25 protein-coding genes and 1 tRNA gene are annotated in these 25,438 nt (G+C 63.3%); 2 read left to right on the top strand and 24 right to left on the bottom strand.

The window, feature by feature from the left end; genetic code table 11:
• Positions 1-24: 24 nt before the first annotated feature.
• The 11 genes from WFP39_RS01545 to WFP39_RS01495 form a co-directional block, all read right to left on the bottom strand.
• Positions 25-237: a hypothetical protein gene (locus WFP39_RS01545; protein WP_336917367.1), complete on the bottom strand. Its 213-nt coding sequence runs from the start codon at positions 235-237 to the stop codon at positions 25-27.
• On the bottom strand, positions 234-1,001 hold the full coding sequence (locus WFP39_RS01540; RefSeq protein WP_336917366.1) for an MBL fold metallo-hydrolase: 768 nt from the start codon (positions 999-1,001) through the stop codon (positions 234-236). The genes WFP39_RS01545 and WFP39_RS01540 overlap by 4 nt, the downstream gene beginning before the upstream one ends.
• Positions 998-1,774: a TatD family hydrolase gene (locus WFP39_RS01535; protein WP_336917365.1), complete on the bottom strand. Its 777-nt coding sequence runs from the start codon at positions 1,772-1,774 to the stop codon at positions 998-1,000. Before WFP39_RS01535 ends, WFP39_RS01540 begins: the two co-directional genes overlap by 4 nt.
• The gene (gene metG, locus WFP39_RS01530; protein WP_336917364.1) at positions 1,774-3,342 is read right to left on the bottom strand and encodes a methionine--tRNA ligase; all 1,569 of its coding nucleotides are present in this window, start codon (positions 3,340-3,342) and stop codon (positions 1,774-1,776) included. Before metG ends, WFP39_RS01535 begins: the two co-directional genes overlap by 1 nt.
• Positions 3,335-4,297: a DNA polymerase III subunit delta' gene (locus WFP39_RS01525; RefSeq protein WP_336917363.1), complete on the bottom strand. Its 963-nt coding sequence runs from the start codon at positions 4,295-4,297 to the stop codon at positions 3,335-3,337. Before WFP39_RS01525 ends, metG begins: the two co-directional genes overlap by 8 nt.
• On the bottom strand, positions 4,294-4,947 hold the full coding sequence (tmk, locus tag WFP39_RS01520) for a dTMP kinase (protein WP_336917361.1): 654 nt from the start codon (positions 4,945-4,947) through the stop codon (positions 4,294-4,296). The genes WFP39_RS01525 and tmk overlap by 4 nt, the downstream gene beginning before the upstream one ends.
• Positions 4,944-6,098: a D-alanyl-D-alanine carboxypeptidase family protein gene (locus tag WFP39_RS01515; protein ID WP_336917360.1), complete on the bottom strand. Its 1,155-nt coding sequence runs from the start codon at positions 6,096-6,098 to the stop codon at positions 4,944-4,946. Before WFP39_RS01515 ends, tmk begins: the two co-directional genes overlap by 4 nt.
• 50 nt (positions 6,099-6,148) lie before the next feature.
• Complete coding sequence (locus WFP39_RS01510; RefSeq protein ID WP_336917358.1) at positions 6,149-7,138, bottom strand: SPOR domain-containing protein; 990 nt, start codon at positions 7,136-7,138, stop codon at positions 6,149-6,151.
• The gene (locus WFP39_RS01505) at positions 7,122-8,165 is read right to left on the bottom strand and encodes a lytic murein transglycosylase (RefSeq protein ID WP_336917356.1); all 1,044 of its coding nucleotides are present in this window, start codon (positions 8,163-8,165) and stop codon (positions 7,122-7,124) included. Before WFP39_RS01505 ends, WFP39_RS01510 begins: the two co-directional genes overlap by 17 nt.
• Positions 8,166-8,251: 86 nt before the next feature.
• Positions 8,252-9,130 carry a DUF8021 domain-containing protein gene (locus WFP39_RS01500; protein ID WP_336917355.1) on the bottom strand — a complete coding sequence of 293 codons (879 nt, stop codon included), beginning with the start codon at positions 9,128-9,130 and terminating at the stop codon, positions 8,252-8,254.
• Between the two features lie 39 nt (positions 9,131-9,169).
• A complete protein-coding gene (locus WFP39_RS01495; protein WP_336917353.1) occupies positions 9,170-10,048 on the bottom strand; it encodes a DUF8021 domain-containing protein in 879 nt (292 codons plus the stop codon).
• Between the two features lie 100 nt (positions 10,049-10,148).
• On the opposite strand from WFP39_RS01495, the gene WFP39_RS01490 reads away from it, so the two are divergent.
• Positions 10,149-10,238: transfer RNA gene (locus WFP39_RS01490), tRNA-Ser, on the top strand.
• A gap of 133 nt (positions 10,239-10,371) precedes the next feature.
• On the opposite strand, the gene WFP39_RS01485 is transcribed toward WFP39_RS01490, so the two are convergent.
• The 5 genes from WFP39_RS01485 to WFP39_RS01465 all read right to left on the bottom strand — a co-directional run bounded on the left by WFP39_RS01485 (position 10,372) and on the right by WFP39_RS01465 (position 15,092).
• Positions 10,372-11,286, bottom strand: coding sequence for an ROK family protein (locus WFP39_RS01485; protein ID WP_336917352.1), 915 nt, complete (start codon positions 11,284-11,286; stop codon positions 10,372-10,374).
• A 7-nt stretch (positions 11,287-11,293) separates the two neighbouring features.
• Entirely contained in the window at positions 11,294-11,524 is a 231-nt protein-coding gene (locus tag WFP39_RS01480; RefSeq protein WP_336917351.1) for a hypothetical protein, read from the bottom strand.
• Positions 11,525-11,949: 425 nt separating this feature from the next.
• A complete protein-coding gene (lpdA, locus tag WFP39_RS01475) occupies positions 11,950-13,362 on the bottom strand; it encodes a dihydrolipoyl dehydrogenase (RefSeq protein ID WP_336917350.1) in 1,413 nt (470 codons plus the stop codon).
• A gap of 25 nt (positions 13,363-13,387) precedes the next feature.
• Positions 13,388-13,774: an acyl-CoA thioesterase gene (locus WFP39_RS01470; RefSeq protein WP_336917349.1), complete on the bottom strand. Its 387-nt coding sequence runs from the start codon at positions 13,772-13,774 to the stop codon at positions 13,388-13,390.
• A 28-nt stretch (positions 13,775-13,802) separates the two neighbouring features.
• Positions 13,803-15,092 carry a pyruvate dehydrogenase complex dihydrolipoamide acetyltransferase gene (locus WFP39_RS01465; RefSeq protein WP_336917348.1) on the bottom strand — a complete coding sequence of 430 codons (1,290 nt, stop codon included), beginning with the start codon at positions 15,090-15,092 and terminating at the stop codon, positions 13,803-13,805.
• A gap of 164 nt (positions 15,093-15,256) precedes the next feature.
• Between WFP39_RS01465 and WFP39_RS01460 the strand changes: the two genes are divergently transcribed.
• Positions 15,257-15,709 (top strand): universal stress protein, encoded by a 453-nt coding sequence (locus tag WFP39_RS01460; RefSeq protein ID WP_336917347.1) that lies wholly within the window; start codon positions 15,257-15,259, stop codon positions 15,707-15,709.
• Positions 15,710-15,712: 3 nt separating this feature from the next.
• Here the strand turns inward: WFP39_RS01460 and WFP39_RS01455 are convergent, their stop codons facing one another.
• From WFP39_RS01455 to radA, 8 genes are all read right to left on the bottom strand, one after another.
• Positions 15,713-18,007, bottom strand: coding sequence for a ribonuclease R family protein (locus tag WFP39_RS01455; protein WP_336917346.1), 2,295 nt, complete (start codon positions 18,005-18,007; stop codon positions 15,713-15,715).
• 12 nt (positions 18,008-18,019) lie between these two features.
• Complete coding sequence (gene proS / locus WFP39_RS01450; RefSeq protein ID WP_336917344.1) at positions 18,020-19,564, bottom strand: proline--tRNA ligase; 1,545 nt, start codon at positions 19,562-19,564, stop codon at positions 18,020-18,022.
• 109 nt (positions 19,565-19,673) lie between these two features.
• Entirely contained in the window at positions 19,674-20,243 is a 570-nt protein-coding gene (gene phaR / locus WFP39_RS01445; RefSeq protein ID WP_336917343.1) for a polyhydroxyalkanoate synthesis repressor PhaR, read from the bottom strand.
• Between the two features lie 70 nt (positions 20,244-20,313).
• Positions 20,314-21,363 carry an alanine racemase gene (gene alr / locus WFP39_RS01440; RefSeq protein ID WP_336917342.1) on the bottom strand — a complete coding sequence of 350 codons (1,050 nt, stop codon included), beginning with the start codon at positions 21,361-21,363 and terminating at the stop codon, positions 20,314-20,316.
• A gap of 1 nt (position 21,364) precedes the next feature.
• Positions 21,365-22,990, bottom strand: coding sequence for an MFS transporter (locus tag WFP39_RS01435; protein WP_336917341.1), 1,626 nt, complete (start codon positions 22,988-22,990; stop codon positions 21,365-21,367).
• Between the two features lie 33 nt (positions 22,991-23,023).
• On the bottom strand, positions 23,024-23,455 hold the full coding sequence (locus WFP39_RS01430) for an iron-sulfur cluster assembly scaffold protein (protein ID WP_336917339.1): 432 nt from the start codon (positions 23,453-23,455) through the stop codon (positions 23,024-23,026).
• Positions 23,452-23,976, bottom strand: a complete 525-nt coding sequence (locus WFP39_RS01425) for a CvpA family protein (protein ID WP_336917338.1) — start codon at positions 23,974-23,976, stop codon at positions 23,452-23,454. The genes WFP39_RS01430 and WFP39_RS01425 overlap by 4 nt, the downstream gene beginning before the upstream one ends.
• A 12-nt stretch (positions 23,977-23,988) precedes the next feature.
• Positions 23,989-25,356, bottom strand: a complete 1,368-nt coding sequence (gene radA, locus WFP39_RS01420) for a DNA repair protein RadA (protein WP_336917337.1) — start codon at positions 25,354-25,356, stop codon at positions 23,989-23,991.
• Between the last annotated feature and the right edge of the window lie 82 nt (positions 25,357-25,438).

Raw genomic sequence — 25,438 nt, 5'->3', positions numbered from 1 at the left:
CGAACTTCGAATTGATAATATATATTATGTTAAAGCGGAAGTGTCATAGGATGTGGATGGAGCGTCCCCGGCAACGATCACGCTGGCTACCAACGCCACAAGCAGAAAGATGCCAGCCCAGGCCAAGGCCAGCACCAGCGTCTTCTTCGCGCCGACATTGTGCGACCGGTATGCGCCCAGCAACAAGATCAATGCGCCAGCAGCCCATATGATCTGCAACCATGCGCCCGTATTCATGCGATCAGTTCCAGTCCGTCATAGCCGACGAGCACATCGGCTGGCACTTCGGCACTCAGCGTCGCATAATCCATGCTCTTGTCCAGATGCGTCAGCACGGTTTTCCGGGCGCGAACCCGGCGGGCAAGTTCCAGCGCCATCGCCAGATTGGCATGGGTTGGATGCGCTTCCCGGCGCAGGCAATCGGTCACCAGAATATCGACGTCGCGAAACAGCGCCACCATATCATCGGTAATCTCGCTGAAGTCTGTCGCATAAACTATTGATTTCTCGTCTGCATCGAAACGAAAGGCCGTGCTGGTGGTCGGCCCATGCGGCATTTCCACCCATTTGACCCCGAAACCTGCCGCCATGCGAAGATTGTCGAGCGTGCTGAGTTCCACAATCGTATGATAGCCGTGCTGCCCGGCAAAGACATAGTCGAACCGCTGTTTCAGCCGCCGCACCGTACTGGCCGAGGCAAAGCCGGGTATCGGTCCGCCGCGCCCGTAACGCATCGGGCGCAGATCATCGATGCCGTGGCAATGATCGGCATGGTCATGCGTCCAGAACACGCCGTCCACCTTGTCGATATTGTTGGCGAGCAATTGGTGCCGCAAATCGGTGGAGGTATCGACCAGCAGCCTTTGCCCGGCATCGCTTTCGACCAGGATTGACACGCGGGTGCGCCGGTTCTTCGGCTCGTTCGGGTCGCAATCGCCCCAGTCATTGCCAATCCGCGGCACGCCGGTGGATGTGCCTGAGCCGAGAACCAACAGCTTCACAGCGCCGCCTTTATGAACAACCGCCTGAAATTGGCGGTGGTGGCGGCCGCCAGCGCCTCCACGCTCTCGCCGCGCAATTCCGCGACGAAGCGAGCCGTATCCGCCACAAATGCCGGCTCGCAGGTTTTCCCGCGATGCGGCACAGGCGCAAGGAAAGGGCTATCCGTTTCGACCAGCAGGCGGTCTGCCGGGATTTCCTTGGCGAATTCCTGCAATTGCCGGGCGTTCTTGAACGTGACTATCCCCGATATCGAGATGGTCAGCCCCAGTTCCAGCACGCGCCGCCCGAATTCGGGCGAGGCGGTGAAACAATGGATCAGCGCTGGAAACGCGCCCTTTGCCATTTCGTCTGCCAGGATTTCTGCCGTGTCGTCATCCGCATCGCGCGTGTGGATAATGAGCGGCAAACCCGTTTCACGCGCCACCGCGATATGCATCCTGAACAGCGCCTGTTGCACCGAACGGTCAGACTTGTCGTAATAATAGTCGAGCCCGCTTTCCCCGATGGCGATCACAAGCGGATGCTGTGCTGCTTCGAGCAATGCGCCCTTCCCCATTTCGGCATGGGCATCGGCTTCGTGCGGATGAATCCCGACCGAGGCGAAGACATCGGTTTCCCGCTCCGCGGTGGCGATCACCTCGGCCCATTCGCTTTGCCGGGTCGAAATGTTGAGGAAGGCCGTGATCCCGGCGGCACGCGCATTGCCCAGCACTTCGCCCTGCCTTTCGGCAAGGCCGGGGTAATTGAGATGGCAATGGCTGTCGATCAGCATCAGCTGCCCTCGCCTTGCGCCTCTGCCAGTTCAAGCCGGGGGAACAGGCCTTCGGGCTTGTCGAGGCGGAAATCACCTTCCGCCAACCGCGAATACCAGTGCGAACCGATGGCGGCGGGGTTTCGCAGATCGTGCGCGATGCCCATCATGTCCAGCAGGCGCGCGGTCTTGCCCGGCATCACCGGTTGCACCGCCACCGCCAATTGCGCGATGGCGATGTAGAGCGTGGCGAGCACGGTCTGCATCCGCGCTTCGTCTGTCTTGCGAAGCGCCCAGGGCGCCTGCGCATCGATATAGGCGTTGCAGGCAAACACCGCGCCCATCCACGCCTCCAGCGCTTGCGCAAAGGCAAGGTCGGCATAGGCTGCGGGCATTTCGTGGCGCACCACCTTGTCGACCAGAGCGAACAGCGCCTCATCCTCTGCCGTATGGCCGGAAATGGCGGGCAAGTGGCCGTCGCAATTCTTGAAAATCTGGCTGAGCGTGCGCTGCGCCAGATTGCCGAAGCTGTTCGCCAGTTCAGAATTTGACCGGGAAACAATGGCTTCCTGCGAATAGCTTCCATCTTGCCCAAAGGAAAATTCGCGCAGCAGGAAATAGCGCAGATTGTCGACGCCGAACTTTTCCGCCAGCTCCGCCGGATCGGTGACATTGCCCAGCGACTTTGATTCCTTCTGCCCCCGGTTGAGCAGGAAACCGTGGCCAAACACCTTTTTGGGCAGGGCGATCCCCGCACTCATCAGGAAGGCGGGCCAATATACCGCGTGGAAGCGGACAATATCCTTGCCGATCAGATGGATATCGGCAGGCCAGAACTTTGCCATGTCGCCATCCATCGCCGGATAACCAAGGCCGGTAAGGTAATTGGTGAGCGCATCGACCCACACATACATCACATGATCGTCATGCTCCGGCACCTTCACGCCCCAGTCGAAACTGGTGCGGCTCACCGACAGGTCACGCAGGCCCCCTTCGACAAAGCGGATCACTTCGTTGCGGCGGGCATCAGGCTGGATGAAGTCGGGATTGTCGCGGTACAGCGCCAGCAATTTGTCCTGATAGGCGGACAGGCGGAAGAACCAGCTTTCCTCCACCGTCCATTCCACCGGCGTGCCTTGCGGAGAGAGTTTCTCGCCCCCTTCCCCGTCGGTCAGTTCGCTGGCATCGTAATACGCCTCGTCGCGGATCGAATACCAGCCTTCATAGCGGTCGAGATAGAGGTCGCCATTGGCTTCCATCGCTTTCCACAAGGCCTGGCTCGCCACATGGTGACCGGCTTCCGTCGTGCGGATGAACCGATCATACGAAATATCAAGTGCGTCGAACAAATTACGGAAATGCGCAGACATTTCATCCGCCAGCGCGCGCGGTGTAATGCCCAGATCGCGCGCCTTTTGCGCCATTTTCAGCCCGTGCTCATCCGTGCCGGTCTGAAAGCGCACCTCCCTCCCCTGCATCCGGTGAAACCGCGCCAGCACATCGGCGGCAATCGTTTCATAGGCATGGCCGATATGCGGCTTGCCGTTGGGGTAATGAATGGCGGTGGTGATATAGAAGGGCTCAGCCATGGGCTGCATCCCTAGTGGCGGCAAGCCGGGCAAGCAAGCCGCCCGTTTCCTGCACCAGCAGACCGGGATCGAAATTGGCAACAGGAAACTGCGCGGCAAGGTTCGCCAGTTCGGCATTGGTGTCGCACAGCAAGGGAATGGCGCGAACCGGTGTGTCGCGCATCCGGTTTGCCGTGATGGCACGCGCCAGTTCGAGCATGGCTGCCTGCCGCGCGCGGTCGGGCCGTGCGCCGATCGCATCGGCCAGTTTGCCGCGCAGGACGAAGCCGGGATCGCCGGCCTGCGCAATCTGGTCGAGCAGTTCGTAAACCGGCGCAAGATCAAGCGCGAGAAACTCCAGCGCCGCCCCCGGTGATCCGGCGGACGCGCGGATCGCGGCGCTTCGTGCCGAAGCGCTCGCTTCCGGCGCCTGTTCGCGCAGCGCCGCATCCATTTGCGCATCACTCAGCCGCGCAAAGCGCAGGATGCGGCAGCGGCTGCGGATGGTGGGGAGCAACCGGCCGGGACGATGCGCCACCAGCAGGAAATAGGTGCCCTGCGGCGGCTCCTCCAGGCTTTTGAGCAGCGCATTGGCCGCGCCCTTTTCCAGGTCATCTGCCGGATCGATGATGATAGCCCGTCGGCTGCCCAGCGTGGGCCGGGTGTAGAGCCGTTGCTGCACCGCGCGTATCTGCTCTACCGCGATATTGCGCTTGAGCTGGAAGGGTTTGCCCTCGTCACGCTTCTTTTCGTCCTCTTTGGTCGCGGGCAGATGGCTGAGGACGAGAATATCGGGATGCGATCCGGGGGGCTGTGGAATGCCGGGTTCCGCCACCAGTTCGCTAGCTGCCTGCATCGCAAAGCTCGCCTTGCCAAGGCCGCGCGCGCCCGCAAGGATCCAGCCGTGATGCATCCGCGGCCCGGCTAGCGCTGCGTTCCATTCGCGCCAGGCATCCTCGTGACCGTAAAGGCTCATGCCTTGGACCCTAGACGCTGTGCCACGCAGGCGCGCACTGCTGCGTGAACGGCTTCGGCCACTGCTCCGCCGTCGATACGGGCGAAGCGATGCGGTTCAGCGGCGGCCATTTCGGCAAAGCGGTGCGCCACGCGGGCATGGAAACGCGCGTCGCGTCCGCCGATCCGGTCGCTTGCCAGCCCGTCACGCTGAAGCAAGCGCCGGGCGGCGATTTGCGGCGACACTTCCAGCAGCACGGTCAGATCGGGCAGCAGGCCGCCACTTCCCACCTTATGCAGCTGCAGGATCACCTCGTCGGGCAAGGCGCCTTCTCCGCCCTGATAGGCACGCGTCGAATCGATAAAGCGGTCGCAAATCACCCACGCGCCGCGCGCCAAGGCAGGCCGGATCACCCGCGCGACATGATCGGCGCGGGCCGCGGCGAACAGCAAGGCTTCAGCCGGCAGCGTCCAGTCAGTTCCCGTCGGGTCGAGGAGCAGCGCGCGAATGGCCTCTGCCCCCGGCGTGCCACCCGGTTCGCGGGTGACGAGCACGTCCTTGCCCTGCCCTTCCAGCCAATCCGCCAGAAGGCGCACTTGAGTCGATTTGCCCACGCCTTCGCCGCCTTCAAAGGTGATGAAGCGGCCGGGTGCTTCGGTGCCATCAGTCATCCAAACACCCCGACAATGCCGTTGATTATGCGGCGGAAAAAGCCGGCCTGCGTCACATCCTCGGCGGCGAGTAGTGGCAAGTCGAGCACTTCGTCATCCCCAAGGCGGACATGGAGCCGTGCCACTTCCTGCCCCGCACGGATCGGGGCAGCCAGCGGCCCGCGATAGGTAATCGTGTAAACCGGCTCGGCCGCGGCATCGTGCGGGATGGCAAGGCGCACATCGCGGGCAGCCACCAGCGCTACCTTGCGTGCCGATCCATCCTGCACCCGCGCCTCGCCCAAAGGCGTGCGCGCAGGAGCCACCAGACGCGTGGCAAAACCGGAAAAACCCCATTCGAGCAGGCCGCGCGCCGTCTCGTCCCGCAATTGCGATGTCGGCGCGCCCGCGATCACCATGACGAGGCGCCGCCCGCCACGCTCGGCCGAGCCGAGAAAGGTATATCCTGCCTCGCTGGTGAAGCCGGTTTTCATCCCGTCCGCCCCCGCGACGCGCCCCGTTACCGGATCGTGGTTGCGCTGTTCAATGTTGCGCCAGCGCAGCGTGCGATGTCCGAAATAGCGGCGGTAGAGATCGGGATAGCGCGTGACGATCGCGCTGCCCAGCAAGGCCAGATCATGCGCGGTGGTGAAGGTGCGCCCTTCATCGGGATAGCCATTGGCCGATCCGAAATGCGTGTTGCGCATCCCCAGCGCGGCGGCATTCTCGTTCATCAGTGCCAGCCATTCGTCCAAGGATCCTGCCGCCGCCTGCGCAATCGCCACGCTGGCATCATTGCCGGATACTGTGGTTGCGCCCAGGATCAGCTCGCCAAAAGTGGGCGCTTCCCCCGCCTTCAGGAACATGGTCGAGCCAACGCCCGACCATTCCTTTTCCAGTTCGGGCGTGATGGGCACACGGGTAGAGGTCGAAATTCGCCCTTCGGTCACCAGGCGAAAGGCGGTGTAGGCGGTCATCACCTTCACCACCGAGGCGGGCATCAGGCGGCGGTTTTCCTCGCGCGCAAAAAGGCGCTGACCGGTGTTGACATCCACAAGCAACGCCACGGGGATTTCGGGCGGCACCGGGGCGGGATTGGCCAGCAGCGGGTGGGCGCAGACAAGCAGCAGGATTGCCCCCACCTTGCCAGCCAGAACCCGAACAATCTGCAACGTCTGCTCCCCGCATCAACCGCCGGAGAGCGGGCCGCCTGTCTGCCAGATCAGCCCTGTCCGTCGGTCAGGATTCGGGCATCGCTATAACCCGCGCGGCGCACATTGGCGAGCGAGGCCTCGGCTTCGCTCCGCGTCGCAAAGGGGCCGGTTCGCACGCGGAACAGATTACCGAAGGGCACCACCTGCCCGCCCAGCGCCTCTGCCGCCCGCATGGCGCGTTCCCGTGTGGAGAAAGTCGCGGCCTGCACGGCGAAGCCCGATGCAAGAGCGGGGCGCGACGCGGGTGCCGGAGCAGCCGGCGAAGGTGCAGGAGTTTCCGTGGCCAGCGGGGCCAGAGGAGGAAGCGGGCGCATCTCATCCGCGACAGGTGATGTAAATGCAGCGGCAAAATCGTTGCTGCTCTCAACCGTGGGAGCGGTTTCCGGGGCGACAACCGTTGTCAGCGCCAGGCTGGCCGATCCTTCAGCAGGAAGCCGGCGGCGCAGAACTTCCACCAGCCCCATCGGCGTATCCATCCGCATCGGGGCCGCCTGACCGTCACGCAGCAGCGCGCGGTGCAGTTCGGGGGCGTTGACCCGGCGCACACGCACAGGTGTGTTCTCGCTTGCGCCCAATTGCTCCATCGCCGCTGGCGACAGGCTGAGCAGATGATGCGTTTCCATTGGGCCGCGCGCTTCCAGGCGGATCAAAATGGTCCGGCCTGTTTCCAGAGATGTCACTTCGACATAGGAAGGAAAGGGCAGTGTATGATGCGCCCCGGTATAGCCCCTGCCGCTGCCGGCGGTGACATAGCCGACCTCGTCATAATTGAGCACATCGGCAGGGCGATAGGTCACGTTGCCGATCTGGTAAGGTTCACCAATCGTCACCGGGTAATCGGCCTGCGGGCCATTGCCCGGCAGGCTGTTTGCGGCCAACAGGCCCGTGGCCGGCCCGCCGCCGCCCAACGCGCCGCACGCGGCCAGCGCCGTGGTGCTGGCCAGAATTACACAGACGCGCGCAATCCGGCCCGCCTTGCTGTCACCTTGAAATCTCATCTGCAAGCAACCCCACGCTCATCGCATAGTAGTTCGAGCAGTTATATTCGAGGATAACCCTATAATTCTGGGTTAAGAGATAGCCGGGAGCCGCCGGCCCATCGGGTTCGAACAGCGTCGCCAGCACATCTTCGCCAATTGCTCCGCGTGGCTCCACGCCCAATTGCCGCCATTCGCGCACCGTCATCCATCGGCTGTGGCGTTCATGCACGCGCGGGCAGACTGGTGAAACAACATGGTTTGCGATGGCTGAACGGTCCACCGAATTGGGGACAAAGGCGCGCACGCCCCACGGTTGCCCGGTGCGCCATCCGGCATCGCGGAAATAATTGGCGATGGAATGCAGCGTGTCGGTTTCCGAATTCCAGATATCGCGCTTGCCATCCCCATCGCCGTCCACCGCAAGCCGCAGATAGACCGAGGGGAGAAACTGCGGATTGCCGAAGGCACCCGCATGGCTGCCAACCAGATCGGTGCGCGGCACGCCCTGTTCGACCATGCGCAAGGTGGCGAGCAATTCAGGCTCGAACAGATCGCGCCGTCGTCCCTCCCACGCCAGCGTGGCGAGTGCTTGCGGCAAATCGAAACCGCCCTTCACCGCCCCATAGGAGGTCTCATGCCCCCAGATTGCCAGAATAATGCTGGCGGGCACACCATATTGCCGCTCCACCTCCCGCGCCAGAGGGCCCACGCGGCGCATGGCCGCCAGCCCGCCATTGATGCGCGCCTGGGTGTTATGGCGGTTCAGGTAATTTGCCATCGAGGCAAATCCGGTGCTGGTGACCGCGCCGGGTGAGACATTCGCGCGGTCCAGTTCGATCACCCGGTTGCTGACCGTCAAATTGCCCAGCACAAGGTCAATCGTGCTCTGGCTAATTCCTTCCGCCCGCGCCTTTGCCGCCACCGTTTCCAGATAGGCCGAGAAGTTGGGCTGCTGGGCCTGCGCAGCCGAGCCAAGCGGCAATAGAGCGAACGCAGCGGCGGCAAGCAGCCGGATCCGCAAGGGCATGGGGATTGCAAATGTCATTGCATCAGAATGCCACAACGGGAGCACGAAGGGAATCCCTCGCGCTCCCGCAGCGTGTTATCAGTCAGGCCGTGCGTGCGCCCCGATCAGTCGAGATCGGGCTGCATACCCGGATTGCGCGCCAGCATTTCGCTGAACGGGCCGAAGCCGCAATTCTCCTCGCCCTGGCAATTGGTTACCGTGTGGACATAGCGAATCCGCCCGTTCTCGATACGGAATGTGTGGCTGTCGGGGCGACGCTTTTCCCCCATCTTGAGCAGAACGTTCACCGCGCCGCGCGACTCGTCGATCACATATTCGCGCTCCACCATCGGCACACCAGAGGGAACGCCGACATTGCAACTGTCTTCCGGCGTGCCGCGACCGGTATAGATGCCGCCTTCCAGCCGCGCGCAAGGCGTGCCCCACGGGACTTCGACGGTGGGATCGTTGAACAGGTCGAGATAGGCATCGGCGGCGGCGCGCAGTTCGGCGCGTGTGTTGCGCTGGCCTTCGGGGATCACGCCCCAATCCTCGCGGCTTGCATAGTAAGCGGTGCGTTCGGCATCGAACAACCAGTCACCTTCGCGCGTCACCACATTGTTGAACGGGCCGACACCGAAAAAGCCGTTGCCGATCTGGGTTGCCAGCACTTCCCACTCGTCGCCGTGCTTGGTGACGGCCTGCACATAGACGCGGCAGGCAGTATTGTCCTGCAGCGCCATGTGCCAGACCACTTCACGCGGCGTATCGAGGAACCCGCCCAGCGAGGAACGGCGGAAATTCTCGTTGTAATCCACCCATTCACCCAGATTCATCGTCATCATGGTCCCGCGTTCCAGCGCGGCGATCCAGGTGTCGACGATGCTCTGCGTGAGTTCCGCCGGGCATCCGCCCTGCGCCGCGGCGGGGGTCGCAAAGCCGATCGCGGCAGTCGCTCCCAACGCAGCGAGCAGTTTGTTCTTGAAGGTCAGTCGGGTTTTCATCGGTTAGTATGATCCTTTAACGGGATTGGGGGGCAAGGGTTAGTCGGCAAGCGCAGGTTGCATGCCGGGGTTGTTTGCAAGCATCTCGGAGAGCGGCGGAAAGCCACAATTTTCCACGCCGTTGCAATTGGTGATGGTGTGGATGTAGCGCAGGCGGCCATCCTCCACGCGGAAGATATGTGCGTCCGCCAAGCCTTCGGCCCCGCCAAAGCGCAGCCGCACCGCCACCGCGCCCAGCACCTCGTCGACGATGTAGTCACGTTCCACCAGTTCGACTCCGCTGGGCACGCCGACATTGCAGCTGTCGGTCGGCAGGCCGCGCCCGGTATAAAGGCCGCCTTCCAGCCGCGCGCAGGGCGTGCCCCATGGGACCTCGACACTGGGATCGTTGAACAGGTCAAGATAGGCATCGGCCGCCGCGATCAGCTCGGCGCGCGTGTTGCGGCGTCCTTCGGGGATTTCGGCCCAATCCTCGGCGCGGGCATATTCCAGCGTCTTGGCCGCATCGAACAGCCAATCGCCGGTGGTGGTGGTGACCACGTCATACCGGTTCACCAGGCCGCCGCGCGTCGAAATCTTGGTGCCCAGCACCCACGGGCTTTCAGGATTGGCGATAATGAGGGTCACGAAGATATTGCAGGTCTGCGTGTCGAGCAGCGCGCGGTGCCAGTCCACATTGTGCGCGGTGGCCAGAACGCCGCCATGCGTCATCGAGGAGAGGCGGTAATTCTCCCGGTATTGCACCCATTCGCCCATGGGCACCCGGAACCCCTCGCCCGCCTGTTGTGCCGCGACATAGGCATCGGCAAGCGACTGCAATTGCGCCCGGTCGCAGGCCCCCTGTGCCGCCGCCGGGGCCGCCATGAATGCTGCACCTGCCATGCCGAGCGCAGCCGTGATCATCCGTGCAAAAGCCATCTGCCGATCCTCTCCCTGACCGTCTCAAGCGTTATGATCGCAATGCTAGCCCAAACGCAGATGACAACGCAACAAATCCCGGCTAGCCGGGTGAGCGCGCGGACAGGTGGCCGAGTGGTTTAAGGCAGCGGTCTTGAAAACCGCCGTGGGTGCAAGCCCACCGTGGGTTCGAATCCCACCCTGTCCGCCAGAAACGCCTGCCCGAAGGGGAGGTGTTGCTGGCGGATCACGGTGCGACAAGCACCCACCGGTTCGACCCGGAGCCGCAGGCGGAGGGCGGCCGTAGCGCAGCGAAGGCCAATCCCACCCTGTCCGCCAGCCCCTCAATCAAGGTCATCGTGCTGCTGGCCCGTCAGACTGCGGGCGGCCAGCACAAGGGCACCGAGAGGTCCGGCATCTGCGCCAAGCATGGCCGGGCGCACCAGATCTTGCATCTTCGCAGCATCCTGCTCGCCAAGGTAATCCGCCAGCAGTGCAGGTGCCAGCAGCCGCGCGCTGTCGATCAGGTGCGGTTGGCCAAGGCCCACACCGCCGCCGATGACGATGCGATGGGGCGAAAATGCAAGCATGAGGCACGCGATCAGCTGGGCCAGATCATGCGCAACCATCTGCCACGCCGGATCGGACGGGGCGAGATCTGCTGCCTTGCCGCCAAGCCGCTCCGCCAGCGCCGGGCCGGCGATCAGCCCCTCCACGCAATCACCGTGGAAAGGACATGCGCCGGCAAAATCATCGCCGGGAGCGCGTCGCAGGCGGATATGCCCGATTTCCGGATGAAGCGCGCCGTGCACCGGCCGGCCCTCTAACAGAACGCCGCCGCCCAGGCCCGTGCCGATCGTAAGATAGACGACGTTGGAACAGCCCTGTGCCGCACCTTGCGCATGCTCTGCCAAAGCCGCGGCGTTGACATCGGTATCGAGCCCGATCGGTCCGGCAATAGCCCCGCGGAGGATTTTCAACACTCGCGCGCCTGCCCATCCGGGCTTGGGCGTGGCAAGGATGCTGCCGAAATCCGGGGCGGCGGGATCAATCCGCACAGGCCCGAAACTGGCAATGCCCAAGGCCGATACCGGTTCTGCCCTGTGCCACTGGCGCAGGATTTGCGCCGCCCGGCCAAGCGTCTCATCCGGCGTGGTGGTGGGGAATTGCTCGCGTGCGATAATCGTAGGGCCTGTTCCCAATACCACCACGCATTTCGTGCCGCCCAGTTCGACGCCGGCCAAGCGGGGATGCTGCATCCTGCTCTCAACCCTTGGCGAAGGCGCGGCGCAGCGCGTTGAGCTTCGACTGCGTAAGGGCCCGCGCAGCCGCGCGCAATTCCGGTGCGATCGGGCGCAATTGTTCGGCAACCGACAGGCTGTGCGCGTTCCGTTCCCCTTGCAGGGCTGCGGCAAATGCCAGATCAGGCTTTGCCAGCATCGCGGCGCCCAAAGTCAACAAGCCCAGTCCGCCGAAATCGCGCCGCGACAGTGTCATGCCCTCGATCCTCATGTCCGCTCCCGAATTTCCTGTGCCCCGTCCAGCATGGAGCAACAGAGCCATTCTGCCAATCACGGATGCCGGCAACCTCACGCGGGAGAGATGGAAGCTGCCGGTTCGCGGTCAGAACGATGTCATGCGCAGGCGCAAACCGATCGTCCGCGGCGTCCGTCCCGAACACGAAAGCGGCCCAACTGTTCTGTGCCGACAAATGTCAGGCCGCTTTCGTCACGCAGGTTGACCCGGTAAGCGCCAGTTCCCAAACGCCCCGACTTACGCCTGCCGGGAACGAGATGGGATTATACGAGCCAGCGGTATTGCCATTCGCTTGCACACGGTTCCCGCTGTGGCTGAGCGCCACATTGCAGAAGAAGTGCAGATCGCGCGATATCTGGGCATTGCAAGTCGCGCTCGTCCCCTGATCAGATGTGCAGCGCGCGTCCGTAGGCAGCCAGCACGCTTTCGTGCATCGATTCGCTGATGGTCGGGTGCGGGTAGACGGTCTGCATCAGTTCTGCCTCGGTCGTCTCCAGCGTCATCGCGGTGACATAGCCCTGAATCATCTCGGTGACTTCGGCGCCCACCATATGCGCGCCCAGCAGCTCGCCCGTCTTGGCGTCGAACACGGTCTTCACGAAGCCTTCCGCCTCGCCCAGAGCGATGGCCTTGCCGTTGCCGATGAAAGGGAAGGTGCCGACCTTGACCGTGCGGCCCGCTTCCTTGGCCTTTGCCTCTGTCATGCCAACGCTCGCGATCTGCGGGTGGCAATAGGTGCAGCCGGGAATGGCATTGCGGTTGAGCGGGTGCGGGTGCAGGCCCTTAATGCCCAGTTCCTGCGCAATTGCCTCGGCACAGGTCACGCCTTCATGGCTGGCCTTGTGCGCCAGCCAGGGCCCCGGTGTGCAATCGCCAATCGCCCACAGCCCCTTGGATTTCGTCCGGCCATAGGGATCGATCTGGATGAAGCCGCGGTCCATTTCCACCAACTTTTCGAGACCGATATTCTCGGTATTGGGCACGATGCCGATGGCGACGATGACATGGCTGAACTCGCCCGCTTCGACATTGCCGTCCTTCCGCTTGATCTTGGCCGATACGCCCTTGTCCGAAACCTTCAGTTCCTCCACGCCCGCACCGGTCTTGATCGCGATGCCCTGCTTGGTGAGGCTCTTTTCGAGGAAGGCGGATACATCCGCATCTTCCGCCGGTACGATCCGGTCGAGCATTTCGACCACGGTCACATCGGCGCCCATGTCGTTGTAGAAGCTCGCAAACTCGATACCGATGGCACCGCTGCCGATCACCAGCAGCTTGCCGGGCATTTCGGGCGGGGTCATGGCGTGGCGATAGGTCCACACGCGTTTGCCGTCGGCTGGCGCGAAGGGCAGGTCGCGCGCGCGGGCGCCGGTGGCGACGATGATGTGCTTGGCGGCGAGCTGCTCCTCGCCTTTTTCGCCCTTGACCGTCAGACTGGTCGGCCCGGTCAACGTGCCGGTTCCCATATGCACCGCGATCTTGTTCTTCTTCATCAGGTGCGTGACGCCGGCATTGAGTTGCTTCGCCACGCCCCGGCTGCGCTTCACAACGGCCGCCAGATCCGCCTCGATCTTGCCAGCCAGTTTCAGCCCGTAATCGCTGGCGTGCTGGGCAAAGTGCAGGATTTCGGCCGACCGCAGCAGCGCCTTGGTAGGGATACACCCCCAGTTGAGGCAGATACCGCCCAGCAGTTCGCGCTCAACAATCGCGGTTTTCAGGCCCAGCTGCGCACAGCGGATCGCCGCGACATAGCCGCCGGGGCCGGAACCAAGAACGATAACGTCATACTGGGTGGTCATGTGCTGCTCCGATTGCCCGTGCTGTTCAACCATGCACCGGGCGAGGTTTGCCATTTTCGTCGATAGCCACGAAAGTGAACTTGGCCTGCGTCACCTTGCGCGCCTCATCCTGGTGCCGGGGGCGGCGCCAGGCTTCGACCGCGATGGTCATGCTGGTTCGCCCTACCCTTTCGATCTGGGCATAGACCGAAACCTCGTCGCCCACCTTCACCGGTTCGTGAAATTGCATTCCGTCCATCGCCACGGTCACCGCACGGCCGTGCGAATAGCGCGCGGCTGTAAGGCCCGCGGCGCTGTCCATGATGCTCATCAGCCAACCGCCAAAGATGTCGCCATAGGCGTTGGTGTCGGCCGGCATGGCGGACACGCGGATAGCCGGATCTCGCCCGGACAGGATTTCTGGCGCGCTCATGCGGAAATGCCCGCCATTTTGCGTGCCATCAGGCCAACAATCCCAGCGGCGCTTCGATAAGTTCCTTGAACACCTTCATCAGCTGCGCGCCGTCTGCACCGTCAATCGCGCGGTGGTCGAAACTGCCCGTCGCGCTCATCACCGTGGCGATCTGCAGCGAGTCATCGACCACATAGGGACGCTTCTCGCCCGCGCCGATCGCCATGATCATCGCCTGCGGCGGGTTGATGACCGCCTCGAACTGCTTGATGCCGAACATGCCCATATTGGACAGGCTGGCGGTGCCGCCCTGGTATTCCTCCGGCGAGAGCTTGCCGTCACGTGCGCGCGCGGCCAGATCCTTCATTTCGTTCGAGATGACGCTGACGGTCTTGCTGCCCGCATCCTTGATGATCGGCGTGATGAGCCCGCCGGGGATCGACACGGCGACCGAGATATCGGCACGCGTAAACTTGAGCAGCGTATCTCCGGCAAACTGCACATTGCACACCGGCACCGCGACGAGCGACTTGGCCAGCGCCTTGATCAGCAGGTCGTTGACCGACAGCTTCACGCCTTGCGAGGCCAGGCTGTCGTTGATTTCGGCACGCAGTTTCAGCAGCTTGTCAAGGCGAATATCGACCGTGAGGTAGATATGCGGAATCTGCTGCTTGCTCTCGGTCAGGCGGCGGGCAATGGTCTTGCGCATGCCCGACAGCTTCTCCACCTCGTGCGGGATGCCGAAATCCTGCGCGGTGACCGGCGCGGCTGAAGGTGCCGGGGCAGTCGGGGCCGGAGCCACCGGCGCAGGAGCAGGAGCTGCCGCTCCGGGCGCTGCGCCCTCCACATCGGCCTTGACGATCCGGCCGTTGGGGCCGCTGCCCTTCACCGCTGCCAGATCAACTCCCTTTTGCGCGGCAATCCGCTTCGCCAAGGGCGATGCAATCAGGCGATCTCCGGTAGCGGCCTTTGCCATTGCGGGAGCGGGAGCCGGAGCAGGAGCAGGTGTCGCAGCAGCAGCCGGGGCCGCTTCAACCTGTGCTGCCGGGGCCGGTGCAGATGCCCCGCCTTTGCCCGCCGCAGCTTCCAGATCCTCCCCATCCTCGGCCAGCATGGCGATGACGGTGCCCACTTTCACGCCCTCGGTGCCTTCTTCCACGGCGATGGAAGCAATCACGCCCTCGTCCACCGCTTCGAACTCCATCGTCGCCTTGTCGGTCTCGATCTCGGCCATGATGTCGCCGGCAGACACCTTGTCGCCCACTTTGACGAGCCATTTGCTCAGCGTGCCTTCCTCCATGGTGGGCGAAAGTGCGGGCATTTTGATGGCGATGGACATGGTGCGGCCTTGTTCCCTCAAATTGTCGCGCAATGCCGGGATGACGCCGGCAAAACGGCCAGAAGCTGTGACAGGTTCTCTGGCCAATTTGGCGCGCGGTAGCAAGAACCTTGCGCGATGCAAACAATGCGCGGATATTCCGCCCCCAAAGGGGAGATCTCGGAATGCGCGTCTATCTGGTCATTATCGACGAGACGGAAGAGGCCCATGTGGCCTTGCGCTTTGCCGCGCGACGCGCCGCCAAGACGGGCGGCACTGTGCATCTGCTCGCCCTTGTCCCCAAACAGCAATTCAGCGCATTCGGCGCGATTCAGGAGACGATCGAGCAGGAAGCGCGCGACCGGGCCGAGGTGCTGGCCAATGGTGCGGCAGGCGAATTGCTGCAGGAAAGCGGCAAGATGCCGCAGATCACGGTGCGCGTGGGCGACAGCAAGGCCGTGGTGACCGAATATCTGCGCGAACATCCCGAAGTCGCTGCGCTGGTGCTGGGCGCCGCAGCCGAAGGGCCTTCCGGCCCGCTCGTCACCCACTTTACCGCCAGCGCAGGCACCATGCCCTGCCCCGTCTTTATTGTGCCCGGCGGCCTCAGCGACGCGGAAATCGACCGCTTGAGCTGACGACTATTTGCGCTTTCCCCGCCCCTGGTGGCGGATATTGCCGGGGCGGCCACGCTTGCCGACCAGATGTTTGCCGGCCTTGTCCCTTCGCGGCCCGCCACGGGGCTTGCGCTCTGGCCGGGTGCCGCGTTGCTCGATGGGTTGGCCGTCGGCATCCACCGGCTCAAACTTCAGCGCGCCGGTCAGCGGATTGGCTTCGGCCAGCTTCAATTGCACCAGATCGCCCACGGTATAACGCTGGCCGGTATCCTCACCCACCAGCGCCTGCGCCCCTTCGTCGTGACGGAAATATTCGCGGCCCAGCGCCGATACGGGCACAAGGCCATCCCCGCCAAGGCCAACAATCGTGGCAAAGAAGCCGAATTTCTGCACGCCGGTGATGCGGGTGGTGAACACCTCGCCCACCCGCCCAGAAAGCCATGCGGCGACATAGCGATCGATCGTGTCGCGCTCTGCCTCCATCGCGCGGCGTTCGGTCAGGCTGATAGCATCGGTGATGCGCGTCAGATCCTCGCGGTCGTGATCCGAAAGGCCCGTGCCCGCCGGCAGGTCCAGACCCTTCGCCCGCGGCTGTTCAAGATGATAGGCATCCACCAGCGCGCGGTGCACCAAAAGGTCGGAGTAGCGACGAATGGGCGAGGTGAAATGGGCATAGGAACCCAGCGCCAGCCCGAAATGCCCGGCATTGCGCGGCCCGTAATAGGCCTGGGTCTGGCTGCGCAGCACCGCCTCCATCACCAGCGCCTTTTCGGCCGGGTCGGCAATATCCTTGATCATGCGGTTGAACAGGCCCGGCGTGATGACCTGCCCCAGCGCCAGCTTCTTGCCGATGGAATCGAAGTAATCGCGCAGCGCCACCAGCTTCTCGCGCGTGGGTGGTTCGTGGATGCGGTAGACCACAGGGCTGGTCTTTGCCTCCAGCGCGCGGGCAGCGGCGACATTGGCGGCGATCATGAAATCTTCCACCACGCGGTGCGCGTCGAGCCGCTCGCGAATGGCAATGCCGGTGACGCGGCCCTGTTCGTCCAGCGTCACGCGGCGTTCGGGGATTTCGAGTTCCAGCGGATCGCGCGCGGCGCGCGCGCTGGCGAGCAGCTTCCACGCGGCAAACAGATTCATCAGCGGCTCGCTCGCCGTGCCCGCATCAATCCGCGCCTGCGCATCCTCATACGCCACATTTTCCGCAATGCGCACCAATGCGCGGGTAAAGCGCCAGTCGCTGATCTGGCCTGCCTCGGAAATGCGAAAATGGCACACCATCGCGGCGCGCGGCTGATCCTGTTTCAGCGAACAGGCATCGGCCGAAAGCACTTCAGGCAGCATCGGCACAACCCGGTCAGGGAAATAGACCGAATTGCCGCGCTTCCGCGCCTCACGATCCAGCGCGCCGCCGGGGCGGACGTAATAGGACACATCGGCAATCGCGACGATGGCGCGGAAACCGCCCTCGCCATCCGGTTCAGCCCAGATGGCGTCGTCATGGTCGCGCGCATCTGCGGGGTCGATGGCGATGATGGGCACATGCGTGAGGTCTTCGCGCTTTTCGGTGCCCACCGGCAGGCGTGAAGCCTCCTCTGCCTCTTTCAGTACCTTTTCGGGAAAATGGAAGGGGATGCCGTATTTGTGGATCGCGATCAGGCTGTAACTGCGCGGGGCGAGCGGATCGCCCAGCACCTCTATCACCTTGACGCCCGCACGCGGCCCCCGCCCTGTGGGTTCGGCCAGCACCAACTGCCCTTCCTCCGCGCCGCCCAGATCGGACACGGGCGAGGAATTGCGGATGCGCTTGTCCACCGGGGCGAGCCAGGGCTTGCCCGTGCCGTCCATCTCGATCACACCCAGCACCGCGCCTTCTTCTGCAGGCAGTTTTTTCATCGGGTGCGCGATGAACCCGCTTCCCGCCTCCTCGGTGCGCGCAAGGATGCGGTCGCCCACGCGCAGCGCGGCCTGCTTTTTCTTCTCGATCACGCGCAGACGCGGCGGCGGGGTCGCATCGTCCGGCTGCCAGCTGGCCGGGATGGCCACCGGCTCGCCCTCGTCAATCTCGACAATGCGCAGCACGGTGACCTTGGGCACGCCGCCCATGCGGTGAAAGGCGCTGCGCTTGCCGTCGATCAGGCCTTCCTCGGCCATGTCCTTGAGCAGCGCTTTCAACCCGATCTTGTCCTGCGCGGTCAGGCGGAAATGCTTTGCAATCTCGCGCTTGCCCACCGGGTCGTCAGCCTCGCGAATGAAGGTCAGGATGTCTTCGCGGCTCGGCAGGCCTTTGGGGTGTTTGCGCGGGGTGGAGCGGTTCATCCCCGCCCCTTATCAGTAAGCGCGGGCAAGGAGTATCCGTTCCGCTGACTTTTCGCCGGTGAAGATGCAGGCTCCTGTCGCCGGTTCCGCGCCCAGCGGCACATTGCGGATGGTGAGTTTGAGTGCCTTCAGCTGCTCCACCACCTTGTCCAGCGCCGCGCCCGTGGGCTTGCTCCACTGCACTTCCACCCAGCCGGGATATTTGACGCCGTCAGCAAAGTGATCGGCCACCACGTCCATGCTGGTGATGCCGCGGGTGATATTGGCATCACGCCGCTCGCGGGCCTCGGTGAAGAGCGCCGTTTGCATCTCATCGAGCAAGTCAGCCGCCTGCCCGGCAAACTCATTGCGCGGGACATATTGAAAGGCGGGCTTGCCGTTATCGAGGTTCCACAGCGCGTTGCGGCGCAGCACAGCCACCTTTCCTTCGGCCATGTCCCGCGGGCCGACTTCCAGAATGATCGGCGCGCCCTTGCGCACCCAATCCCACCGCTTTGCCGCCGCCTTGCCTGGCGTGCTGTCGAGCAGAACGCGCAGCTTCTCGCCCAGCGCAGTTTCGCGAAGGAGCATCTGCTTCAGCTCGTCGCAATATGCCAGCAGCGCCGCGTCCTCTGGCACCTCGCGAAGCATCGGGATGATCACGATCTGGTGCGGGGCGATGGCAGGCGGCACGCGCAGCCCATCATCATCGCCATGCACCATGATGATGCCGCCGATCAGCCGCGTGGACACGCCCCAGCTGGTGGTGTGGCAATATTGCTGGCCGCCTTCCTTGTCCTGATACTGGATGCCGGCCGCACGGGCAAAATTGGTGCCCAGATAATGGCTGGTGCCGGCTTGCAGCGCCTTGCCATCCTGCATCATCGCCTCGATCGACCATGTTTCCACCGCGCCGGGGAAACGCTCGTTTTCAGGCTTTTCACCTGCAATCACGGGCAGCGCCAGGTCCTCCTCGGCACAGGCGCGATACATTTGCAGCGCGCGGTGCGTTTCTTCCAGAGCGTCTTCGCGCGTGGCGTGCGCGGTATGCCCCTCCTGCCAGAGGAATTCACTGGTGCGCAGGAACATCCGCGTGCGCATTTCCCAGCGCACCACATTGGCCCACTGGTTCGTCAGCAGCGGCAGGTCGCGCCAGCTCTGGATCCAGCGCGCCATCGCGTCGCCAATGATCGTCTCGCTGGTGGGTCGCACGACAAGGGGTTCTTCGAGCTTCGCTTCGGGATCGGGGATCAGCCCGCCCTTGCCATCGGCAATCAGGCGGTGGTGGGTGACAACCGCCATTTCCTTGGCAAAGCCTTCGACATGCTCCGCCTCACGCGTGAAATTGGCGAGCGGGATGAAGATCGGGAAATAGCAATTCTGCACGCCCGCCGCCTTGATGCGGTCGTCCATCAGGCGCTGAATGCGTTCCCAGATGCCATAGCCCCAAGGCTTGATGACCATGCAGCCGCGCACCCCCGATTCCTCGGCGAGATCCGCGGCGGAAATGACCTCCTGATACCAGGCGGCAAAATCGTCTTCGCGCTTGACGGAAAGGGCGTGGCGAATGGCGGACATGGTCGGACAAAATCCTGCTGCTAGGACGAAACGGACCCTCCCTTGGCGGGCAAGCCGTGCCAAGTCGAGAGGCAATTTTCAGCCGAAGGAAGGGGGCCTGGGCAGCTGGTCAACCGCCCAGCTTGTCCAGCTTTTCCTGCATGGCCTTCATCTGCGCGCGCAGTTCGGCCAGTTCGTCGGTATCATTGCTGGCCATTGGCCCGGTTTTGGGCGCGGACGGTTTACCCACGCCGCGGGGCAGGAAGGCTTCGGCCGCCGCCTGGAACATCGCCATGTTCGTTTCGGCAAGCCGCGCAAAGCCGTCGGGCGACATGCTGGATTTGAACGCTTCCTGCAGCCGCGCCTGGTTGGCCTGGAAATTGTCCATCGTGGCTTCGAGGTAGTGCGGCATCAGCGATTGCATCGAATTGCCATACATCGCGATGAGGTTGCGCAGGAAGCTGACCGGCAGCATCTGCTCCCCGTTTGCTTCCTCCTCCATGATGATCTGCGTCAGTATCGAGTGGGTAATATCCCCCCCGGTCTTGGCGTCAAGAACCACGAAATCCACCCCGTCCCGCGTCATGCGGGCAAGGTCGTCAAGCGTAATGTAACTCGACGATTGCGTGTTGTAGAGCCGCCTGTTGGCGTACTTCTTGATAATGACGGGATCAGTCCCCGCCTTGGAGGTGGAGTTCATTTGCGACACACTCCCCGAATAGCGACAAACCTTGTTAGCACTTGCAACATTGCATTGGCAATGGAGCGCATCAGGAAATACGGGAAAACCGCTTGCCGAGCGTTGTCAGCAATTCGTATTGCGACATTCCGGATGATTGCGCCACATTTGGCAAGTCGAATGGAATATCTACGAAGTCACCGACACTTAATGTGGCGTAGGCAGTGCAATCAACCACCACCATATCCATCGAAACGCGTCCGCGGACAGGCAGATTCTGCCCACAATGCTGCAATGCAGCCCCCGCACCGCGGCAACGCAGGAACCCGTCGGCATAGCCGATCGACACGGTGGCGGTTTCCATATCGGCAGCGGCGGTGAAGGTCGCGTTGTAGCCCACGCTTTCACCCGCACCGATTCGCCGCCGCTGAATGACCATGGCCTGCGGAAAGACCACCTGCCGGATGTGGTCTGCCAACTCGCTCCGGGCAATGCCGCCATACAGGGCAAGTCCCGGCCGCGTGAGGTCGAACGCATAATCTGCACCAAGCGCAATACCTGCGCTGTTGGCGAGGCTCAGCCGCTGATGCGCAACAGCGGCGGCTGCCTGCCGCGTGCGTTCCAGTTGCACCGCATTGAGCGCACTGTCCTCATCCGCCGATGCGAGATGCGACAGCAGGGTGTGAACCGAAAGCTGCTTCACCAACGGATCACCCAGTTCGGCCAGAGACACGCCCAGTCGGTTGATTCCGGTGTCCACCATCAGATCGCACAGCCCGCCACCCGCAGCGCGCCAGATTGCCGCCTGTTGGAGAGAATTGATGACGGGACGCACGCCGGTGGCAAGCGCATAGGCCGCCTCTGCGCCGCTGGTGACACCGTGCAGCACCGAGATCTGCGCACCCGGCACGTGGGCGAGCACATCGGCAACTTCGCTCCAGTGCGCCACAAAGAAATCCCGTGCTCCCGCTTCCAACAGGGCCGGAAGCGCGTGGATCACGCCAACGCCATAGCAATCGGCCTTCACCGCTGCACCGGCACGGGCCTTACCCGACAACCGGTCAAGCGCGCGCCAGTTCGCCGCGAGCGCCTGCCGGTCGATCCGCAGACGCAGTGTGGCCGGAGGGAGATGCGGGGGCAAATCAGGCGATCTCGTCGGCAAAATCGCGCGGAGGCCCGCTGGGCAGGCCCCACAATGCCACCACCAGCGCGACGATCAGCAGCACGAAAGTGTACCACAGCCCCGCGAAGATATCGCCCGTGCGCGCCACGATATAGCCGGCAATCAGCGGCAGGAACCCGCCGAAATAGCCGGTGCCGATATGGTAGGGGATCGACATCGAGGAATAGCGGATGCGCGGCGGAAACATCTCGGAAAGCAGTGCGGCAACCGGCCCGAAAGTCGCCCCAGACAGGGCGCCCAGCCCCACCAGAATGACCATGATGCCCAGCAGATTGAGCGGCGGCGGTACCTGCTTTTCCAGATTGTAGCCATGCGTAGAGAGCCACGCGGTAATCGCCGCGCGACGTTCCGGCCCGGCTGCGCCCGCTGCGTCCAGATCGAAGGTCGAGGCGCCCGTCGTCAGCTGCAAGGTCGCCCCTTGCTCAACCCGATAGGGGATGCCGATTGCAGTCATATCCGCCAGCAATTGCGCGCAGGCCCCTGTCTGGCTGGAGGCGAAGGGATCGTAATCGCAGGCCGGCCCGGTAATCACCACCGGCGCATTGCGCGCGCTTTCGGCCAATTGCGGATTGGCCAGCGCCGCAAGCCCCCAGAATGCCGGAAACAGCAGCACCAGCGTGACAGCATAGCCCCAGACGATAGGCTTCTTGCGCCCCACCTTGTCCGACAACCAGCCGAAGTAGATGAAGAACACGCACGAGATGAGCGAGCCAAAGCCCACCAGCAATTCGGCCGTGGTGTCATCCACGCGCATCGGCCCCTTGAGGAAAGACAGAGCGGAAAACAGCGCGGTGTAGAAGATGATTGTCAGGCCGCAGGCCACGCCGAACATGGCGATGAAGATGCGCCGCTTGTTGCGCGGATAGGTGAAGCTTTCGATGAACGGGTTTTTCGAGGTCTGCCCTTCCGCTTTCATCGCCATGAATACCGGGCTTTCCGACAGTTTCAGCCGCATCCACAAGGATATGCCCAACAGGGCGATGGACAGCAGGAACGGCACGCGCCAGCCCCATTCGCGGAATGCGTCTTCCGGAATGATGAAGCGGCAGGCCAACACGACCAACAGGCTGAGCACGAAGCCGCCAATCACACTTGCCTGGATGAAGCTCGTGAAAAAGCCGCGCTTTTCAGGCGGAGAATGTTCTGCCACGTAAATGGCGGCCCCGCCATATTCGCCGCCCAAGGCCAGCCCTTGCGCAATGCGAAGCAGCAGCACGATAATCGGCGCGGCAAGGCCAATGCTTTCGGCACTGGGGACAAAGCCCACGCCTGCCGTTGCCACACCCATCAGCGTGACGGTGACAAGGAAGGTATATTTGCGACCCAGCCGGTCGCCCAGATAGCCAAACAGGATTGCCCCCAGCGGACGAAATCCGAAGCCAATGGCAAAGCCTGCCCAGGTGAGCAGCAGCGACAGCGTTTCATTACCCGACGGGAAAAACGCCTGACTGATGAACACCGCCAGCGTGCCGTAAATGAAGAAATCGTACCATTCGAAGACAGTGCCGGCAGACGATGCCGCAATCACCAGCCGCACTTCCTTTGCCGAAGGTTCGCGCGCGCCCAATTCCCCGCTAGTGGCCATTCCTGAAATCCCCGTTTCCCAAGCGAGAGGGAACTACCGTGCCGAAGGCCCGCTGGAAAGAGCATCCAGCGCGGCCTTCCACGGGAGCAGTATGGCGCCGTGCCGTCCCGGAAATTCGCGCGCGGCGGCGATCAGCTCCAGATCGGGCCAGGCGGCAATGGGCGCTTCGCCGTCCAGCCACCCTTCGATCCGGTCATGCGCACTGGTGATGGTGTACAGGTCACACCCCTTGGCATGGCGCGCAAAGATTGACGCGCTGGCCTGCCCTACGGCGCAGGCGCGCACACGCAGGCCCAAGGTTGCGATCCGCCCCGTATCATCCACGGCCAGATCGATATCCAACGTGCTACCGCAGGTGGCAGAACGTGCATGGCCCCGCAAGGGGAGGTTTTCCACCGGGGGACAGCCGGCCAATTCCACCGTCAGCGCCAGCAGTTCAGGCGTGTAGAGACGCGCTACGCTCATGCCGGCCCGCTTTCGCCTTCATCCATCAGAACCGCCCGCCGCTCCGCGATCAGGCGCACCATTTCCTGCGAACTGGCGTTGATGAAGGGATAGGTGCGCGCCACGCTCATCCATTCAGGGCGTCCGGCTTCCCCCCACCTTGTGTCATAGCCCAGCGCCACGATCGAAAATGCGAATACGGCAATGATCGTGCCTTTCACCGCGCCGAAACCGAACCCCAGAACCCGGTCGATCGGCCCCAGCAGTGACTGGCGCGAAGATGCCCCCGCACGCGCGGCAATCAGCCGCATCACGGCATAGGGCACCATCAGCAGCAGCACGAAACCAAGCAGCGCCGATGCGACAGGCGCGCCGGTGAGTTCAAGGAAAAAGGCCGACAGATCGATATGCAGAAAACGGACAGCAAACACCGCCAGCAGCCATCCGGAAAGCGACAGGATTTCCTGCACAAATCCGCGCATGAAACCGCCGACAGCAGCCGCGCCAACCACCAGCAGCACGATGATGTCGAATGGGTTCATGGTGCCACGAAACTAGGCGTTTGCCATCACCTGGTCAACGAGGCCCGGAAGGCCCGCAATTCCCCTGTAGCGCAGCTTGCCCAGCCCCTCGCCTTCCTGCACCGGCCCGCAGGCACGGTCAAACCCCAGCTTGGCCGCTTCCTTGACCCGCAGACCGGCGTGCGAAACCGGACGCACTTCGCCCGCCAGCGACACCTCGCCAAACCAGATGCCGCGCAGCGGTAGCGGCTTGTCCGCCAGTGCGGACACCAGCGCGGCGGCCACCGCCAGATCGGCCGCCGGATCGGACAGGCGGTATCCCCCGGCTACATTGAGATAGACCTCGGCCGAGGAGAAATTGAGGCCGCATCGCGATTCGAGCACGGCAAGCAGCATGGCAAGGCGCCCGCTGTCCCATCCCACCACCGCCCGGCGCGGCGTGGCGCCCGATTGCAGCCGGACGATCAAAGCCTGTATCTCCACCAGAACGGGCCGTGTGCCTTCCAGCGCCGGAAATACCGCGCTGCCCGCCAGCGGTTCTTCCCGACCGGACAGGAACAGCATGGAGGGGTTGGGCACTTCGGCAAGGCCTGCACCCTCCATCGCGAACACGCCGATTTCGTCGACCGCGCCAAAACGGTTCTTGAGTGCACGCAGGATGCGGAACTGGTGGCTGCGTTCCCCTTCAAAGCTCATCACCACATCGACCATGTGTTCCAGCACACGCGGGCCCGCAATGCTGCCATCCTTGGTGACATGGCCCACCAACACCAGAGCGGTTCCGCATTCCTTGGCATAACGGATCAGCTCGAACGCCGAGGCGCGCACCTGGCTGACCGTGCCCGGCGCGCCTTCGATCATGTCCGAATGCATCGTCTGGATCGAATCGATCACTAGCAGGGCCGGCGGTGCGCCGTCGGCCAGCGTGGTGAGGATATCGCGCACCGATGAAGCCGAAGCGAGCCGCAGCGGCGCATCCGCAAGGCCCAGCCGCCCGGCGCGCAGCCGCACCTGTGCCGTCGCTTCCTCTCCGCTGACATAGACGACATCCTGCCCCGATCGGGCGATCGCGGCAGCCGCCTGCAGCAGCAGCGTGGATTTGCCGATCCCCGGCTCACCCCCCATAAGGATGGCGCTGCCCGGCACGATTCCGCCGCCCAGCGCCCGGTCGAATTCGGCAAGGCCGGTTGTCCGGCGCGCCAACGGCCTGATGGGAGCATCGAGCGCTTCGAACGCAATACGCCGCCCGCCGCTGCCCAGATTATGCCTGGCGGAAAAGGCGGTTTCGGGCGCTTCTTCCTCCAGCGTGTTCCATTCCGAACAATCGGGACATTGCCCCTGCCAGCGGAAGGAAATGCCACCGCATTCGGTGCAGACATATCGGCGTTTGGGCTTGGCCATGCCTCTGCCTAACCGGAACATAGGTGGAACGCAATTCCCTTTCGCGCGATCTTTCGGCGCGATTGCATTCACCCGGCAGAGC

It is taken from the genome of Alteraurantiacibacter lauratis (assembly GCF_037154155.1).
GTDB lineage: Bacteria > Pseudomonadota > Alphaproteobacteria > Sphingomonadales > Sphingomonadaceae > Alteraurantiacibacter > Alteraurantiacibacter lauratis.
The sequence above is the reverse complement of the archived record's forward strand: the minus strand, read 5'-3'. Positions and strand labels throughout refer to the sequence as shown.

Coding starts and splice junctions, on each gene's coding strand:
- WFP39_RS01470 (WP_336917349.1), bottom strand. CDS start 13,774: ATGAGCGCGCCAGAAATCCTGTCCGGGCGAGATCCGGCTATCCGCGTG.
- WFP39_RS01460 (WP_336917347.1), top strand. CDS start 15,257: ATGCGCGTCTATCTGGTCATTATCGACGAGACGGAAGAGGCCCATGTG.
- WFP39_RS01425 (WP_336917338.1), bottom strand. CDS start 23,976: ATGAACCCATTCGACATCATCGTGCTGCTGGTGGTTGGCGCGGCTGCT.
- WFP39_RS01505 (WP_336917356.1), bottom strand. CDS start 8,165: ATGACATTTGCAATCCCCATGCCCTTGCGGATCCGGCTGCTTGCCGCC.
- WFP39_RS01480 (WP_336917351.1), bottom strand. CDS start 11,524: ATGACACTGTCGCGGCGCGATTTCGGCGGACTGGGCTTGTTGACTTTG.
- WFP39_RS01435 (WP_336917341.1), bottom strand. CDS start 22,990: ATGGCCACTAGCGGGGAATTGGGCGCGCGCGAACCTTCGGCAAAGGAA.
- WFP39_RS01510 (WP_336917358.1), bottom strand. CDS start 7,138: ATGAGATTTCAAGGTGACAGCAAGGCGGGCCGGATTGCGCGCGTCTGT.
- WFP39_RS01465 (WP_336917348.1), bottom strand. CDS start 15,092: ATGTCCATCGCCATCAAAATGCCCGCACTTTCGCCCACCATGGAGGAA.
- WFP39_RS01455 (WP_336917346.1), bottom strand. CDS start 18,007: ATGAACCGCTCCACCCCGCGCAAACACCCCAAAGGCCTGCCGAGCCGC.
- WFP39_RS01495 (WP_336917353.1), bottom strand. CDS start 10,048: ATGGCTTTTGCACGGATGATCACGGCTGCGCTCGGCATGGCAGGTGCA.
- metG (WP_336917364.1), bottom strand. CDS start 3,342: ATGGCTGAGCCCTTCTATATCACCACCGCCATTCATTACCCCAACGGC.
- lpdA (WP_336917350.1), bottom strand. CDS start 13,362: ATGACCACCCAGTATGACGTTATCGTTCTTGGTTCCGGCCCCGGCGGC.
- WFP39_RS01485 (WP_336917352.1), bottom strand. CDS start 11,286: ATGCAGCATCCCCGCTTGGCCGGCGTCGAACTGGGCGGCACGAAATGC.
- WFP39_RS01545 (WP_336917367.1), bottom strand. CDS start 237: ATGAATACGGGCGCATGGTTGCAGATCATATGGGCTGCTGGCGCATTG.
- radA (WP_336917337.1), bottom strand. CDS start 25,356: ATGGCCAAGCCCAAACGCCGATATGTCTGCACCGAATGCGGTGGCATT.
- WFP39_RS01500 (WP_336917355.1), bottom strand. CDS start 9,130: ATGAAAACCCGACTGACCTTCAAGAACAAACTGCTCGCTGCGTTGGGA.
- proS (WP_336917344.1), bottom strand. CDS start 19,564: ATGTCCGCCATTCGCCACGCCCTTTCCGTCAAGCGCGAAGACGATTTT.
- WFP39_RS01535 (WP_336917365.1), bottom strand. CDS start 1,774: ATGCTGATCGACAGCCATTGCCATCTCAATTACCCCGGCCTTGCCGAA.
- phaR (WP_336917343.1), bottom strand. CDS start 20,243: ATGAACTCCACCTCCAAGGCGGGGACTGATCCCGTCATTATCAAGAAG.
- WFP39_RS01430 (WP_336917339.1), bottom strand. CDS start 23,455: ATGAGCGTAGCGCGTCTCTACACGCCTGAACTGCTGGCGCTGACGGTG.
- WFP39_RS01525 (WP_336917363.1), bottom strand. CDS start 4,297: ATGAGCCTTTACGGTCACGAGGATGCCTGGCGCGAATGGAACGCAGCG.
- tmk (WP_336917361.1), bottom strand. CDS start 4,947: ATGACTGATGGCACCGAAGCACCCGGCCGCTTCATCACCTTTGAAGGC.